General features: G+C 71.8%; 11 protein-coding genes. 4 read left to right on the forward strand and 7 right to left on the reverse strand.

Annotated elements, in window-relative coordinates:
- Nucleotides 1–133: 133 nt before the first annotated feature.
- The 6 genes from IF04_RS0121430 to IF04_RS0121455 all read right to left on the reverse strand — a co-directional run bounded on the left by IF04_RS0121430 (nt 134) and on the right by IF04_RS0121455 (nt 9,124).
- A complete protein-coding gene (locus tag IF04_RS0121430) occupies nt 134–1,087 on the reverse strand; it encodes an alpha/beta fold hydrolase (RefSeq protein WP_030260125.1) in 954 nt (317 codons plus the stop codon).
- Entirely contained in the window at nt 1,084–1,566 is a 483-nt protein-coding gene (locus IF04_RS0121435; RefSeq protein WP_030260129.1) for a phage holin family protein, read from the reverse strand. Before IF04_RS0121435 ends, IF04_RS0121430 begins: the two co-directional genes overlap by 4 nt.
- A 42-nt stretch (nt 1,567–1,608) precedes the next feature.
- Nucleotides 1,609–3,039 (reverse strand): Na+/H+ antiporter NhaA, encoded by a 1,431-nt coding sequence (nhaA, locus tag IF04_RS0121440; RefSeq protein ID WP_051831419.1) that lies wholly within the window; start codon nt 3,037–3,039, stop codon nt 1,609–1,611.
- Between the two features lie 261 nt (nt 3,040–3,300).
- On the reverse strand, nt 3,301–5,262 hold the full coding sequence (gene acs / locus IF04_RS0121445) for an acetate--CoA ligase (protein ID WP_030260135.1): 1,962 nt from the start codon (nt 5,260–5,262) through the stop codon (nt 3,301–3,303).
- 199 nt (nt 5,263–5,461) lie between these two features.
- Nucleotides 5,462–7,804, reverse strand: coding sequence for a SulP family inorganic anion transporter (locus IF04_RS0121450; RefSeq protein ID WP_245654454.1), 2,343 nt, complete (start codon nt 7,802–7,804; stop codon nt 5,462–5,464).
- Nucleotides 7,805–8,131: 327 nt separating this feature from the next.
- Nucleotides 8,132–9,124: an ATP-binding protein gene (locus IF04_RS0121455; RefSeq protein ID WP_030260141.1), complete on the reverse strand. Its 993-nt coding sequence runs from the start codon at nt 9,122–9,124 to the stop codon at nt 8,132–8,134.
- A gap of 101 nt (nt 9,125–9,225) precedes the next feature.
- Here IF04_RS0121455 and IF04_RS0121460 point away from each other — a divergent pair, with 101 nt between their 5' ends.
- The gene (locus IF04_RS0121460) at nt 9,226–10,047 is read left to right on the forward strand and encodes a Fic family protein (protein WP_030260145.1); all 822 of its coding nucleotides are present in this window, start codon (nt 9,226–9,228) and stop codon (nt 10,045–10,047) included.
- A gap of 408 nt (nt 10,048–10,455) precedes the next feature.
- On the opposite strand, the gene IF04_RS0121465 is transcribed toward IF04_RS0121460, so the two are convergent.
- Nucleotides 10,456–11,337: an HAD-IB family hydrolase gene (locus IF04_RS0121465; RefSeq protein WP_051831420.1), complete on the reverse strand. Its 882-nt coding sequence runs from the start codon at nt 11,335–11,337 to the stop codon at nt 10,456–10,458.
- Between the two features lie 500 nt (nt 11,338–11,837).
- On the opposite strand from IF04_RS0121465, the gene ssd reads away from it, so the two are divergent.
- The 3 genes from ssd to IF04_RS0121480 all read left to right on the forward strand — a co-directional run bounded on the left by ssd (nt 11,838) and on the right by IF04_RS0121480 (nt 15,282).
- Nucleotides 11,838–12,935 (forward strand): septum site-determining protein Ssd, encoded by a 1,098-nt coding sequence (ssd, locus tag IF04_RS0121470; RefSeq protein ID WP_078600616.1) that lies wholly within the window; start codon nt 11,838–11,840, stop codon nt 12,933–12,935.
- Between the two features lie 194 nt (nt 12,936–13,129).
- On the forward strand, nt 13,130–14,341 hold the full coding sequence (locus IF04_RS0121475) for a TadA family conjugal transfer-associated ATPase (RefSeq protein WP_051831450.1): 1,212 nt from the start codon (nt 13,130–13,132) through the stop codon (nt 14,339–14,341).
- Nucleotides 14,338–15,282 (forward strand): type II secretion system F family protein, encoded by a 945-nt coding sequence (locus tag IF04_RS0121480; RefSeq protein ID WP_030260156.1) that lies wholly within the window; start codon nt 14,338–14,340, stop codon nt 15,280–15,282. Before IF04_RS0121475 ends, IF04_RS0121480 begins: the two co-directional genes overlap by 4 nt.
- The last annotated feature ends 230 nt before the right edge of the window (nt 15,283–15,512 follow it).

Here is a 15,512-nt window from a genome sequence, read left to right on the forward strand (position 1 = left end):
TCCGTAACCGCACCGGTGTCGGTCAATTGGCCTATGCGCGAGGCAAGTGGCTGTTCGACAAACGCACGTTCCCCACCGTTCTGCGGAGCGTCACGGCGGCTTTCGCCGCACCGGTGACGGGCAAGCCGCGAGGTCACCGGTCCGGCTCGGGATCCTTCAGCCAGTTGATGAGCTCGGTGGTGAAGGCGACCGGATCCTCCTCATGGGGGAAGTGCCCCAGACCGTCGAAGAGACGCCAGCGGTAGGGCGCTTCGACGTACTCTCCGGAGCCGGCCGCGCTGCGCGTACGCATCACCGGGTCGAGCGACCCGTGCAGGTGCAGCGTCGGCACTCGTACGGGCCACTTCATCCGGCGGTTGAACTGGATCCCGTCCGGCCGCGCCATCGACCGCACCATCCAGCGGTACGGCTCGATCGAGCAGTGCGCCGTGGACGGGATCGTCATGGCCTTCCGGTACGCCTCGACCGCTTCGTCCTCGGGCAGCCGGGGCCCGGACCAGTCCCGGATCAGCCGCCCCACCAGCGCCGCGTCGTCCGCGACCAGCGCCCGCTCGGGCAGCCAGGGCCGCTGGAAGCTCCAGATGTGCGAGGACCGGCGGCTCTGCTTGGCGTCCGAGAGCATGGCCGAGCGCCAGCGGCGGGGGTGCGGCATCGAGGCCACCGCGAGCCGCCGCACGAGCTTGGGCCGCATCACCGCGGCCGTCCAGGCCAGATAGCCGCCCAGATCGTGCCCGACCAGCGCGGCGTCCGGCTCGCCGAGGGAGCGCACCACGCCGGTGATGTCCAGCGCGAGGTTGGCCGGGTCGTAGCCGCGGGGCGTGCGGTCGCTGCCGCCCACGCCCCGCAGGTCCATCGCCACCGCCCGGAAGCCCGCCTCGGCGAGCGCGGGCAGCTGGTACCGCCAGGTCCACCAGAACTGCGGGAAGCCGTGCAGCAGCAGTACCAGCGGCCCGTCGCCCATCTCGGCGATGTGGAAGCGCGCACCGTTGGCCGCGACGTCCCGGTGCGTCACCTCATGGCCGCCGGGGACGCCGAGTCGCAGGACCGATGCGGGCGAGGGTGCCGGCGAGGATTCGGAAGCCGTCATACGGCCGAGCGTGTCACACTCTCGACCGCCGGGTGCTCCTCCACAGTCTGGCGCGGGTGCGGCTTGACGTTCCCCAGGACGGCCGCCGTCTGCTTGGCCGAGGCGACGGTCTTCTGCGGGCCCTTGCCCGCCTTGGCCTTCTTGAAGAACACCAGCGCGATCAGGCCGAGCAGCCCGGCGACCAGGACGTTGGCCGCGAAGGACAGCAGGAAGCAGACCGAGAGGTGCCAGCCGCTCCATGCCTGGATGCCGTAGGCCAGCGCGAAGCTGAGCATCGGCAGGGAGAAGAGCAGCACGATGGCTGCCGCCCCGCCGGCCAGCCCGCCGACACCGGCCCGCTTCACGTCGTTCCGCAGCTCGGCCTTGGCCAGCGCGATTTCGTCGTGCACCAGTGCGGACACTTCGGTGGTGGCGTGGGCCACCAGCTGTCCGAGGCTGCGGTCCGAGCCGCGGTCCGCGCCGTCGTCTGCTGTGCTCATCGACTGCTCCCGTTCTCTGTCTCCTGGTGATTACCCCTCAGATCATGCCGGACCATCCTGCCCGGAGTCGGGGGCGGCGGCCACCTCGGCCCGTCGTCGGTGTTCGGCCGCCTTCGCTTCGAGGAGGGCGGCCATCCGGAGGTGGTACGCCGGGGTGCCCTCTTCGTAGATGTCCGGGATGCCGTCGAGGTCCTCGTCCCGGTTCTCCTCCTCGTACAGCCGCCGGTACTTGGCGTTACGGATCTTCAGCAGCACCGTGGCCAGTACGGCCGCTATCAGCGAGCCGGTCAGCACGGCGGCCTTGATCTCGTCGGTGAGCACCGGGTCCGAGGAGAACGCCAGCTCGCCGATGAGCAGCGAGACCGTGAAGCCGATGCCGGCCAGCGCCGACACCGCGAACACGTCCGGCCACTTGAGCTCCGGGTTGAGGGAAGCCCTGGTCAGGCGGGTGGTCAGCCAGGTACCGCCGAAGATCCCGACCGCTTTGCCGAGGACCAGGCCGAGGACCACGCCGAGCGTCTCCGGCTTGGTGAAGACGTCGTGCAGCGCGCCGCCCGAGACGGACACACCGGCCGAGAAGAGGGCGAAAAGCGGTACGGCGAGACCGGCCGACAGGGGGCGCACGAGGTGCTCGATGTGCTCGCCGGGGGAGTGCGGCTCTCCCTCGCGCCGGTGGCAGCGGAGCATGAGCCCCATCGCGACGCCCGCGATGGTCGCGTGCACGCCGCTGTTGTACATCAGGCCCCAGATGACCAGCGCGAGCGGTACGTACACGTACCAGCCCCGGACGCCCTTGCGCAGCAGTACGTAGAAGACCGCCAGCCCGAGTGCCGCGCCGCCGAGCGCCCAGAAGTTGATCGACGAGGTGAAGAAGATGGCGATGATCAGGATCGCGAACAGGTCGTCGACGACGGCCAGGGTCAGCAGAAAGGCGCGCAGCGAGGACGGCAGGGACGTACCGATGACGGCCAGGACGGCCAGCGCGAAGGCGATGTCCGTCGCGGTCGGAACGGCCCAGCCGGCCAGTGAGCCGCCGCCCGTGGTGTTGACGACGGTGTAGACGACCGCGGGCATCACCATGCCGCACAGCGCGGCGACGACCGGCAGCGCCGCGGCCTTGGGGTCGCGCAGCTCGCCCGCGACCAGCTCGCGCTTGAGCTCGATACCGGCCACGAAGAAGAAGACCGCCAGCAGGCCGTCGGCCGCCCAGTGCTGTATCGAGAGGTCCAGGCCGAGGGAGGCCGGGCCGAGGTGGAAGCCGCGTACCGCCTCGTAGCTGTCGCCGAGCGGGGTGTTGGCCCAGAGGAGCGCGACCACCGCGGCCACCAGCAGCAGGACACCGCCCACGGTCTCCGTACGGAGCAGGTCCGCGAGGTAGTTCCGCTCGGGCAGGGACATCCGCGCGAGGAAGACGGAACGGCGGGGAGCGGGCGAGTTCACGCGGGGACCTCCGGGGCGGCGGCAGCTGAGCATGGCTGTTGCAGTTGCCGACCAGACTTCCCGGCGCACCCTCGGTATTTCGCGTGTTTCTTGACGCGTTCTTCACTCTACCCGGACGGCGCAGGAACGATCCAGCGATCTTCACGTTACGGGCATATGGGGCGGATGGCGGCGTGCCGGCGCGGCCCTCGGCGCGCGGCGGCTCGGCTCGCGCCCGGCTTCGGCCCGGCCCGCGCACGGCAGAGGGGCGCCCCGCCGGTGCACGGCGGGGCGCCCCTCAGTGATGCGTACCGCTCAGTCCTCGCTCGGCGCGCTCGGCAGCTGGGTCTGGATCAGCTCCATGACCGAGGAGTCGGTCAGGGTCGAGACGTCGCCCAGGTCACGGTTCTCCGCGACGTCGCGCAGCAGCCGGCGCATGATCTTGCCGGAGCGGGTCTTGGGCAGCTCCGCGACCGGCAGGATGCGCTTGGGCTTGGCGATCGGGCCCAGGCTCTGGGCGACATGCGCCCGCAGTTCGTTCACCAGCGCCTCGTCCTGCTCGACGCCGCCGCGCAGGATCACGAAGGCGCAGATGGCCTGGGTGGTCTGCGGGTCGGTGGCGCCCACGACGGCCGCCTCGGCCACCTTCGGGTGCGAGACCAGCGCGGACTCGACCTCGGTGGTGGAGATGTTGTGGCCGGAGACGAGCATGACGTCGTCCACCCGGCCCAGCAGCCAGATGTCGCCGTCGTCGTCCTTCTTCGCGCCGTCGCCCGCGAAGTACTTGCCCTCGAAGCGGGACCAGTACGTGTCGAGGTAGCGCTGGTCATCGCCCCAGATGGTGCGCAGCATGGACGGCCAGGGCTCGGTCAGGACGAGATAGCCGCCGGCGCCGTCCGGCACCTCGTTCGCGTCGTCGTCGACGACGGTCGCCGCGATGCCCGGCAGCGGGACCTGCGCGGAGCCCGGCTTGGCTGTCGTGACGCCCGGCAGCGGGCTGAGCATGATGCCGCCGGTCTCGGTCTGCCACCAGGTGTCCACGACGGGCGTCCGGTCGCCGCCGATGTGCTTGCGGTACCAGATCCACGCCTCGGGGTTGATCGGCTCGCCGACCGAGCCCAGCACGCGCAGGCTCGACAGGTCGAACTTGGCGGGGATGTCGTCGCCCCACTTCATGCTGGCGCGGATCGCGGTCGGCGCCGTGTAGAGGATCGTCACGCCGTACTTCTGGACGATCTCCCACCAACGGCCCTGGTGCGGGGTGTCGGGCGTGCCCTCGTAGAGCACCTCGGTCGCGCCGTTCGAAAGCGGGCCGTAGGTGATGTACGAGTGGCCGGTCACCCAGCCGACGTCGGCGGTGCACCAGTAGACGTCGGTCTCCGGCTTGAGGTCGAAGACCGCGTGGTGGGTGTAGGAGACCTGGGTGAGGTAGCCGCCCGTGGTGTGCAGGATGCCCTTGGGCTTACCGGTCGTGCCCGAGGTGTACAGGATGAACAGCGGGTGCTCGGCGTCGAACGCCTGCGGGGTGTGCTGGTCGCTCTGCTGGTCGACGAGCTCGTGCCACCAGACGTCGCGGCCCTCCATCCAGGCGGTGTCCTGGCCGGTGCGGCGGACCACGAGGACGCTGCGGACGTTCTCCGTGCCGGGCTTGGTGAGCGCCTCGTCGACGGCGGGCTTGAGCGCGGAGGGCTTGCCGCGGCGGTAACCGCCGTCGGCGGTGATCACGACGCGGGCGTCCGCGTCCTTGATGCGCGTGGCCAGCGCGTCTGCGGAGAAGCCGCCGAAGACCACCGAATGCGGCGCGCCCAGCCGGGCGCACGCCAGCATGGCGATGACCGTCTCCGGGATCATCGGCAGGTAGATCGCGACGCGGTCGCCGGCCTCGACGCCCAGCGCGGTCAGTGCGTTGGCCGCCTTGGAGACCTCGCGCTGCAGCTCGGCGTAGGTGATGGCCCGGGTGTCGCCGGGCTCGCCCTCGAAGTGGATGGCCACCCGGTCGCCCAGGCCGTTCTCCACATGCCGGTCGACGCAGTTGTACGCGACGTTGAGCTTGCCGTCGGCGAACCACTTCGCGAACGGCGCGTTGGACCAGTCCAGCGTCTGGGTGGGCTCGGTGTCCCAGGTCAGACGCTTCGCCTGCTCGGCCCAGAAGCCCAGCCGGTCCGCCCCGGCCTGCTCGTACGCCACCGCCTTGACATTGGCGTCGGCGGCCAGATCGGCGGGCGGTGCGAACCGCCGCTCCTCCTTCATCAGGTTGGCCAGGCTTTCGTTGCTCACGGCATCTCCCAGTCTCAGGGCGTCCGGTTGTCCCGGCCATAGCTCATCAGCCGATGGCCCGCCTGACAAGGGCTGTTGATAAAAATTGGTGTAGACCTTTACATGATCATCAACCTTCCGGGCGACTTCGGTACGGGAGTTGACCGACGGGGGCGTCGCCGCAGGTCACAGACGCGTCCGCGAGTCGCTCCGTGCCGCACTACGCCGTGACCGGGGCGGCCGGCGTGGCTTCGGGCCGTACGGCCGAGAAGCGGCCCGACCCCTGCTCCAGTACGTACGCCTGCGCCTCGCCGACGTGGAAGTACATGCCGTGCAGCGACAGCGAGCCCTCGGCCACCCGGCGGGCCACGCATTGATGCGTCATCAGGTGATCGAGTTGCTGCATGACGTTGACGAGCGCCAGGCGCTCCAGGTCGTCGGCGACCGGCCGGTCGGCCAGGCTGACGTCCGCGCCTTCGGGCCGTGCCATCCGGTCCAGGCTGGGGCGGCCGTGGCGCAGCCAGCGTGCGAGCGGGGTCCGCGCGCCGGGCTCGTGGCGGTCCGAGCCGAGGAGGGCCTGCATCGCGCCACAGCCCGAATGCCCGCACACGGTGATCGAGCCGACCTTCAGTACCTCGACGGCGTACTCGATGGCGGCGCCCACGGAGTCGCAGGCGGCCTCCGTGCCCGGCGGCGGCATCAGATTGCCGATGTTGCGCACCGTGAAGAGGTCGCCCGGGCCGCTCGACGTGATCATGCTCGTGACGAGGCGGGAATCGGCGCAGGTCAGGAAGAGGTTGGTGGGGCGCTGGCCCTCCCGGGCGAGCCGCGCCAGCTCCTCGCGGACCAGTGGTGCGGTATGCCGCTGGAACGCGCTGATCCCGCCGAGCAGCTGGCCGCCACCCAGGAGCTGCCCCTCGGCTGGACCAGTGGGCCGCGCGGTCTTCGTGCAGTGGTGGTTGCGCCACGGGGTCCAGGGGCGGCAGGCGTGCGTGCCGGCCGGCTCCCCGATCGGCCTGCCGCCGCGCCCGCCCAGGGTGACCTCGCCGCCGCGCGCCCGGTGCGCGCTCGTCCAGGACTGCAGCGCTTCGAAGGCAGCGTGATCCATGAACGAGCCGTACAGCTCGATCACCGCAGGGGCCGTCGGGGGCACCTGGGCGAGCGCACGGGTCAGCCGCGGCACGGCCAGGAACGTCAACTGGCCGCTGACGCGCACCCGGTGCCGGCCGTCGTCCTCGATGACGGAGACGCGGGTGTGGGTGAGCCGGCGCAGCGCCAGGAAGACGGCGACGGCGATGCCCAGTCCCACCCCCTGCAGCACTCCGAAGACCACCACACCGCCCAGCGTGATGGCGTAGACCGGGAATTCGCGGTGCCGCTGGACGTGCCGGATGTGCGCGAAGCTCACCATCCGTACGCCGACGAGCATCACCAGGGCGGCGAGCGCGGCCAACGGGATCAGCTCCAGCGCGCCGGCGAACAGCCCGGAGCACAGCACCACCCAGACGCCGTGCAGCACCGTCGACGCGCGCCCCGTCGCGCCGGCCTTCACGTTCGCCGAGCCGCGCATCGCGCCGCCGGCGATCGGCAGGCCGCCCAGCAGCCCGGAGACGACGTTCGACGCCCCCTGGCCGGTCAGCTCGCGGTCCAGGTGGGTGGGGGCGGGGCCGGGGCCGGGCTGTTCGGTGGCCAGCTTGTCCACCGCCACGGCCGACAGCAACGACTCCATGCTCGCCACGAGCGTGACCGTCAGGACGGCGGCGATCAGGCCCAGCAGGGGCGTGTCCGGGAGCGTGGGCAGCGTCGGCACGTGCCACGAGGGCAGCTCGACCCGGGGCACCGTGAAGCCCGCGCTCAGGGCGGTGGCCACGGCGACCGCGGGCAGCGGCGAGGGGATCCTGCGCAGCGCGTGACCCACGCGCCCGGGCAGCCGCGGCCAGCCGGCCAGTACGGCGACGGTGACCGCGGCGATCAGTACCGAAGCGCCGTGCAGGCCCGCCAACTGGCCCGGCAGCTCAGCGATGTTGGTGAGCGACGAACTGTGTGCGCCGCCGCCGAGCACCACGTGCAGCTGACCGAGCGCGATGGTCACGCCGATGCCGGCGAGCATGCCGTGGACGATCGCCGGGCTGATGGCGAGGGCCGCGCGGGCCACCCGGAGCGCGCCCAGGGCGAGCTGGGCCAGTCCGGCCAGCACCGTGATGGCGCAGGTCGCCGGCCAGCCGTACCGCTGCACGAGGTCGGCGGTGACGATGAGCAGTCCGGTCGCGGCGCCGCTGACCTGGAGCGGGGCGCCGCCGAGCAGACCGGCGACGAGGCCGCCGACGGCCGCGGCGATGAGCCCGGCCTGCGGCGGCGCACCCGTGGCCAGCGCGATGCCGAGCGAGAGGGGGATGGCGATCAGGAAGATGACGAAGGAGGCGCCCAGGTCGCGGCGCCAGGCTCCCGGGGAGAGGTGGCGGAAGGGCCCGGACGGTTTTCCGGCGGGCTGCTGTCGGTCGTGGTTCTGCTGGGGGTCCTGGGACCCCGGCATGGCCGGCTCGGGTGCGTAAGGCTGCGGCATTCCCGTCTCCTCCGGGGCGACGCGGCCGCGCTACGGGGCGCGGTCGTGGGCGGCGGTGTACTGCGGGGGCTGAGCCGGCCGGGGTTCGTCGCGGTGGGTGACGGTCCGGTGACTCTTCAGATTCGGTAAAGGAATCGTAATGTCGCACTCGGTCGCAAAGAAGCCAGAACGGGCAAATGGGCTGGTGGTTCCGCCCAAAAGGTGAATGAGGAAGCGGTCGTTCCACGTGCGTTTACCGCAGGGCCGGGCGCGGTATCGGACCGCGGGCCCGGCCCCTGTGAGGGCGCACCGGCCGACAGGGGCCTGGTGCGGGCCGCCGCACGGCCGTCAGGCGGGCTGCGGTGCGGTCGTTGCCAGGCCCTCGGAGAGTACGAATCCGGGGTCCACCTGGGACGTGAGGTCGGCCCCGGTCTTGCCGTTGCCCCAGCTCTCGGCGTTCTTCAGGTGGAAGTGCACCATCTGCCGGGTGTAGCGCTCCCAGTCGCGCCCTTCGTACGCGGCGTCGGCAGTGGTGTGCAGCGTGCGCAGCGCCTCGTGGTTGGCGCTCTCCAGCTCCACGAAGGGCGCGGGCCTGCCCTTCTCCATGGCGCGCACCCAGTCCGAGTGGCCGACCGTCACCAGGAGGTCGTCACCCACCTGCTCCCGAAGGAAGGCGAGGTCGTCCGGCCCCTGCACCTTGTTCCCGACGACCTTCAGCTCGACTCCGAAGTCGCGCGCGTACTCCTTGTACTGGCGGTACACGGCGACGCCCTTACGGGTCGGCTCGGCCACCAGGAAGGTCAGGTCGAAGCGGGTGAACATCCCGGAGGCGAACGAGTCCGAGCCGGCCGTCATGTCGACGACCACGTACTCCTGGCGGCCGTCCACGAGGTGGTTCAGGCACAGCTCCACGGCGCCCACCTTGGAGTGGTAGCAGGCCACGCCGAGGTCGGACTCGGTGAACGGCCCGGTGGCCATCAGCCGGACCGTGCTGTCGTCGAGGCGCACGTCCCGTGCACAGGCGGCGTACACCGGGTTGTCCTCGACGACCCGCAGCAGCCGCGAGCCCGCGCCCGGAGGTGTCGTCTTGATCATCGTGTCGGCGGACGTGATGCGCGGGTTGTCGCCGCGCAAGTAGTCCTTGATGAGCGGGAGATGGGCGCCCATCGCGGGGAGCGCGGCGGCCTGGGCCTCGTCCAGGCCGAGCGCGGCCCCCAGATGCTGGTTGATGTCGGCGTCCACCGCGATCACGGGCGTGGCAGTGGCGGCGAGGTGACGGATGAACAGCGAGGACAGAGTGGTCTTGCCACTGCCGCCCTTGCCCACGAAAGCGATCTTCATGTTCACGAAGCGTAATTGCTGAATCGCCTTACGTGAGGGGTTTACGTGAAGAAGACCACTCCAACGAGGGGTGTGCCCTTGTGGTGCGTAGGGTCGTCCCCATGAGTACGACAGCCGACCCGCTCGCGACCCTCGCCTCGCTCCCCGGAGTCGCCGACAGCGTGGACTCCGTACGCAAGAGCATCGACCGGGTCTACGGGCACCGGATCATGCGGCGCCGCAGCAACGAGGTCACCGCGGAGGCGGCGCTGCGCAGCGCGCGCGGCTCGGCGGCGCTGTCCGGCGCCGACTGGGCGCTGGAAGAGGTGCGCAGGCGCACGGACTTCAGTGGCGACGGCGAGGAGCGCACCGTGGGCGCGGCCCTGCGGCTGTCGGCCGAGGCGGGTCAGCTCCTCAGTGTGTGGCGGCAGTCGCCGCTTCGGGTGCTGGCCCGGCTGCACCTGGTTGCGGCGGGCGGCGACGCACCCGATGAGAGCGTGGGCCGGCCCCGGCTGGCGGGCGAGCCGGTGGACGAGCCGCTGATCGAACTGCCGCTCCCGGACGCCGAGGAGGTGGCCGGCCGGCTGGACGGGCTGACCCGCCTGCTGCTGTCCGGCACCAAGGCGCCGGCGCTGGTCACGGCCGCGGTGGTGCACGGTGAACTGCTCGCGCTGCGGCCCTTCGGGTCCTGCAACGGTCTGGTGGCGCGCACGGCGGAACGTATCGTCCTGGTCGGCAGCGGTCTCGACCCGAAGTCGATCTCCCCGTCGGAGGTCGGCCACGCGGAGCTGGGCCGGGCGGCGTACGTCGCGGCCCTGGGGAACTACGTCTCCGGCACCCCGGAGGGCATGGCGGCCTGGATCGCCCACTGCGGGCGCGCGGTCGAGCTGGGCGCACGCGAGAGCATGGCGGTCTGCGAGGCGCTCCAGCGGGGCGCCGCGTAGTACGCCTTCGGGCGGCTCGCGGGCCCTCAGGGGCCCGGACAAGGGTTGCGGCGGTACCTGGTCCTGCTCGGTACCGCCGCATTGCACTCCCGCCGGGTTACCAATGCGTGCACGATAGTTGCCGACAGGTCGGAGACTTTGTCCTTACCTGATGCGGCTGGCCCGTAATCGACGGGTCGGCGTCGCGTGGGTGCCCGACGTTCATGCTTCGGTCCGTGGGGCCTACCTGCGTTGAAGGTGCTCCTCTCGGAGAATCCTTGGTCTCGCGGGCCGTTAATTCCTTTGTACTCCTGCTGTCCGGTAAGCGGAACCCCTCGCCGCACATCTTTACTTTTGCCTTCAAACGGGGGTGATTCGGGCGCCTGAAGGGGCCCGGCTCCGGCTGAGGGGCGCGCGTGGGGACTCGCCTCAGGCGGAGAGGGCGCGCGCCGGCGTGCCGCGCCGCCGACTGGCGTACCAGACCAGGCCCGCGGTGGCGGCGGCCGCGCCCACCGCGACGGCGACCAGCGCAGGCCGTGGCGGCATGGCGAGCGACGGGATCCGCTGCTTCAGGCGCACCGGTCGGTTGAAGGTCAGCGTCGGCCAGCCGCGGGCCGCGGCCTCCCGGCGCAGCGCCCGGTCGGGGTTGACCGCGTGCGGATGGCCGACGGTCTCCAGCATCGGGACATCGGTCGCCGAGTCGCTGTACGCGTAGCAGCGCGCGAGGTCGTACCCCTCGGAAGCGGCGAGTTCCCGGATCGCCTCGGCCTTGGTGGGGCCGTAGGCGTAGTACTCGATCTCTCCCGTGAAGCGGCCGTCCTCGCCGACGACCATGCGCGTGGCCACCACCCGGTCTGCGCCGAGCAGCTCACCGATGGGCTCGACCACCTCGGCTCCCGAGGTGGAGACGATGACGACGTCGCGGCCCGCGGTGTGGTGCTCCTCGATGAGGGACGCCGCCTCGTCGTAAATGAGCGGGTCGATCAGGTCGTGGAGGGTCTCGGCGACGATCTCCCGCACCTGCGCCACGTCCCACCCGCGGCAGAGCGCGGAGAGGTACTCCCGCATCCGCTCCATCTGGTCGTGGTCCGCGCCACCCGCCAAGAAGACGAACTGGGTGTACGCGGTGCGCAGTGCGGCCCGTCGATTGATCAGGCCACCTCGGTAGAACGACTTGCTGAAGGTCAGCGTGCTCGACTTAGCAATGACTGTCTTGTCCAGGTCGAAGAACGCGGCCGCCCGAGGCGCTGAGTGCGGTGCTGAAGGAAGCGAGCTTCGGTTTTCCACAAGGCGAGCATAGGGGGGCACCATTCGGCGTAAGGTGTGGCGCGTGGGTTTGCCTGAGAAGGCTCTCGGGTACACCATGGAAGTCACGGATCGTTCGCGACCGTGCTAACCCGGCCCGGCTCCTCCCCCCCCGAGTCGGCCGTGGAGACGACCCCCGCTCTCCCCCCCGGCGGGGGTCGTCGCATGTCCGGACCCGTTTTTGGTCCCCGGGGACTGCTTCCTGATCTTCCTTCGGCGATCGGTCGCCGCGCGCCGTCGCGCCCATCCTTCGTAACTTACCGTAATCAGAAGACTGCTCTCAGGAAGTTTTCCATAGTCGCTGGTATAGGTGACGGGGATATTCACAGCCTCAGTAGTTGTCCACAGTTTTCGACCAAGATCCACGAGATTTTCCGGATCGCTGCACCGTGAAAGTCCGCGAAGTTCGCGGATGTGCGAGTTGCGTAGCGACAGGGGGACGGAACGTGGTCGGAAGCAACGATTTGGATCGTTTGGACCGGGGCCCGCAAGAGCCCGGACCGTTGATCGTCACGGAGGACGAAAGCCTCCTCGACGATCTCCTCAGACTCTGCGCGGCGGCGGGCACGGTGCCGGCCGTGGCGCACGGCGGCAGCGCCCGGGCCGCGGGCTGGGAGACGGCGCCCTTGGTGATCGTCGGGGAGGACTGCGTCCACCGGCTGTGGGGCACCGGACGCCGGGCGGGCGTGGTCCTCATCGGACGGGACACGCAGGACGCCCGCGTATTGCAGCAGGCCGTCGAGATCGGCGCCGAGCGCGTTCTGGGACTGCCGGACGGTGAGAGCTGGCTGGTCGACCGGATCGCGGACGCGGTGGAGGGCGACCGGCGGCCGGCGCTCACGGTGGGCGTGCTCGGCGGCCGGGGCGGCGCCGGCGCGAGCACCCTCGCCTGCGCCCTGGCGGTGACCGCCGCGCGACAGGGCTACCGGACGATACTGATCGACGCCGACCCGCTGGGTGGCGGCCTCGACGTGCTGCTCGGCGGCGAGCGGGAGAAGGGGCTGCGCTGGCCCGCCTTCGCCGAGTCCCGCGGCCGGGTCGGCGGCGGCGCTTTGGCCGAGTCCCTGCCGCAGCTCCACTCGCTGCGTGTCCTGAGCTGGGACCGCGGGGACTCGGTCACGATCCCGCCGCCGGCCATGCGTGCGGTGATGTCGGCGGCCCGCAGACGCGGCGGTGTCGTGGTGGTCGACCTGCCGCGCCATCTCGACGAAGCCGTGTCCGAAGCGCTCTCCCAGATCGACGTCGGACTGCTGCTGGTCCCGGCCGAACTGCGCGCGACGGTGGCGGCCCGGCGCATCGCGGTTCCTGCCCGGGCGGCCCTGCGCGATCTGCGCGTGGTGGTACGTGAAACGCCGGGCCCCGGCCTGCCGGAGACCGAGCCGGCCCGGCTGCTCTCCCTGCCCCTGGTCGGCACCGTGCCCTGGGACCCCCACCTCGTGGACTCCCTCGCCCGCGGCGCCCCACCGGGCGCGCACGCGAGGGAACCACTGGCCCGGTTCTGTACGGAGTTCTGGGGGCGGGTGCTGGTCGGAGCGGAGGGCGCCGCGGGTGCGGCGGGGGCTGCACAGTCCCGGTCGGAGGACGGCGAGGGGGTCGTCTCGTGAACGGGTTCGGTGGAGTGCGGAAGGAGGTCCGGCGGGACGCGGGTGGCGGGAGCGGGGGGTCGGTCCGGCCCACGGCCCTCATCGAAGCGCGTGGCCTACATGGCCTTCCGGGAGTGAAGGGCGGGTCCGGGCCGGCGAATCCGGTCGGCGGGGCGGAGTCGTCCCGCGCTGAACACGGGGCGCGCGCTCCCGGCCTGGGGACCGGGACAAGCGGTGGCTCGGGGGACAGGCTTCTGGAGGCCGTACGCCAGAGACTCGCCCGGGACGGTGCCGAGCCGACGCCCGCCCGAGTGGCCGTGGCGCTGCGCGAGGAGGGGCGGCTGCTCGGCGATGCCGAGGTGCTGGGCGTGGTGACCGCGCTGCGTTCGGAAATGGTCGGCAGCGGCCCCTTGGAACCGCTGCTCGCCGCGCCCGAGGTGACGGACGTACTGGTCACCGCGCCCGATGAGGTCTGGGTCGACCGCGGTGGCGGCCTGCGGCGCACGGATGTGAGCTTCCCCGATGCCGCGGCTGTCCGCAGACTCGCTCAGCGCCTGGCAGCGGTGGCCGGGCGGCGCCTGGACGACGCGCACCCGTGGGTGGACGCGCGGCTGCCCGACGGGACCCGCCTGCACGCCGTACTCCCACCCGTGGCGGTCGGCTCGACCTGCCTCTCGCTGCGGGTGCTGCGCCCGAAGGCGTTCACGCTGGAAGAACTCGTCGCGGCGGGCACGGTGCCACCGGGCGGCGACCGGCTGCTGCGGTCGGTCCTGGCCGCTCGGCTGTCCTTCCTGGTCAGCGGCGGCACGGGCAGCGGTAAGACCACGCTGCTGAGTGCTCTGCTGGGCCTGGTGGGGCGGGACGAGCGGATGGTCCTGGCCGAGGACTCCGCGGAGCTGCGGCCCGACCACCCGCACGTCGTACGACTGGAGACCCGCCCGGCGAACCAGGAGGGCGTCGGCCTGGTCACGCTGCGGGACCTGGTGCGCCAGGCGCTGCGCATGCGCCCGGACCGGCTGGTGGTGGGTGAGGTGCGCGGCCCCGAGGTGACGGAGCTGCTGGCCGCGCTCAATACGGGCCACGAAGGAGGCTGCGGCACCGTGCACGCGAACGCCGCTGCCGACGTCCCGGCCCGGCTGGAAGCGCTCGGCTCGACCGCCGGGCTGGACCGCGCTGCCCTGCACAGCCAGTTGGCCGCCGCGCTCTCGGTCGTACTGCACCTCGTACGGGATCGCTCGGGCCACCGGCGCATCGCCGAGATCCACGTCCTCGACCGCGCCCCCTCGGGCCTGGTCACCACCACACCGGCCGCGGTCTGGCATCCGACCGGCTTCCGACGGGCCGAGGGCTGGGCCCGCCTGGCCGCCCTCTGCGACCGGGGGAGCGCCATGAACGGGGGAGACGACGTGAACGGGGACATGCCATGAGCGGGGAGGTGGCGGCGGACGCGATGACGCCGGTGTGCGCGGCGTTGCTGTGCGCGGGGGCCGGACTGTGGACGGCCGGCGGCCGGGACAACTCCTTGCGGCGCGCGCGGCTGCTGCTGGCAGGCGGTGAGACCGCCGGCCCTGGACATGCCGTACGGCGACAGGGTGCCGGGCGGCGTTGGGCGGACGGCGAGCGAGCGGTCCGCAGGTGCCGGACGTGGGCGGCCGCTCGGTCGGCGCGGTTGGGACATGCCCTGTGGTGCCTGCCCATTGGGGCCGTCCTGGGGCTCCTGGGCCAGTCGTGGCTGCCGGTGGCCCTCGGGGCGCTGGCCGTGCCGGTCGCGCACCGTCGGCTGACCGGCCGCGCCGCGCAACGGGAACGGGACCGTCGGCGCGACGACGTGATCGCGTTCTGCGCGGCGGTCGCCGCCGAGCTGCGTGCGGGCTGCCAACCGGGGCAGGCCCTGGTGCTGGCCGGCGCGGAGGGCCGGGCGGGGCCGGCCGGATGGGGCAGTGCGGGGGACGCGGTGCTGGCTGCGGCGCGGTTCGGCGGGGACGTGCCGGGTGCGCTGCGTGAGGCGGCGCGGCTGCCGGGTGCGGAGGGGCTGACGGGCGTGGCCGCGTGCTGGCAGGTCGCCGTGGAGGGCGGTGTCGGCCTCGCTGTGGGCATCGAGCGCGTCACAGCGGGCCTCCGGGCGCAGCGACACCAACAGGCGGACCTGCAAGCGCAGTTGGCGGGCTCCCGCACGACGGCCCTGATGCTTGCCCTCCTTCCGGTATTCGGACTGCTGATGGGCAGCGCGCTGGGAGCGGACCCGCTCCACGTGCTCCTGCACACGCCGGTCGGCTGGGCCTGCCTGGCGGTCGGCGGGCTGCTGGAGTGGGCCGGGGTGCTCTGGACGGGCCGCATCGTCCGTACGGCGGAGGGGCGGGCGGAGTGATGGCCGCTGAAGTTATCCACAGGCTGGGGATTGTTTTCGCGCTCGCGACTACCTTGGTCTGTACGGCATTGGTCATCCGCCGGGTCGCTCTCACGGCAGCCGTACGACGCCGCGCGACCCGTATTTTCTCAGCTGCTGGGGACCGTCCTTCAGCAGTGCGCGGCGCGGCCCGCCGCGGGCCGGGGAATGGCTCGAAGGGGCGCGTCCACCAGGAGCGGCGGAACGACGCC

Origin of the sequence: Streptomyces violens (assembly GCF_000717745.1) — a bacterium.
Classification (GTDB): Bacteria; Actinomycetota; Actinomycetes; order Streptomycetales; family Streptomycetaceae; genus Streptomyces; species Streptomyces violens.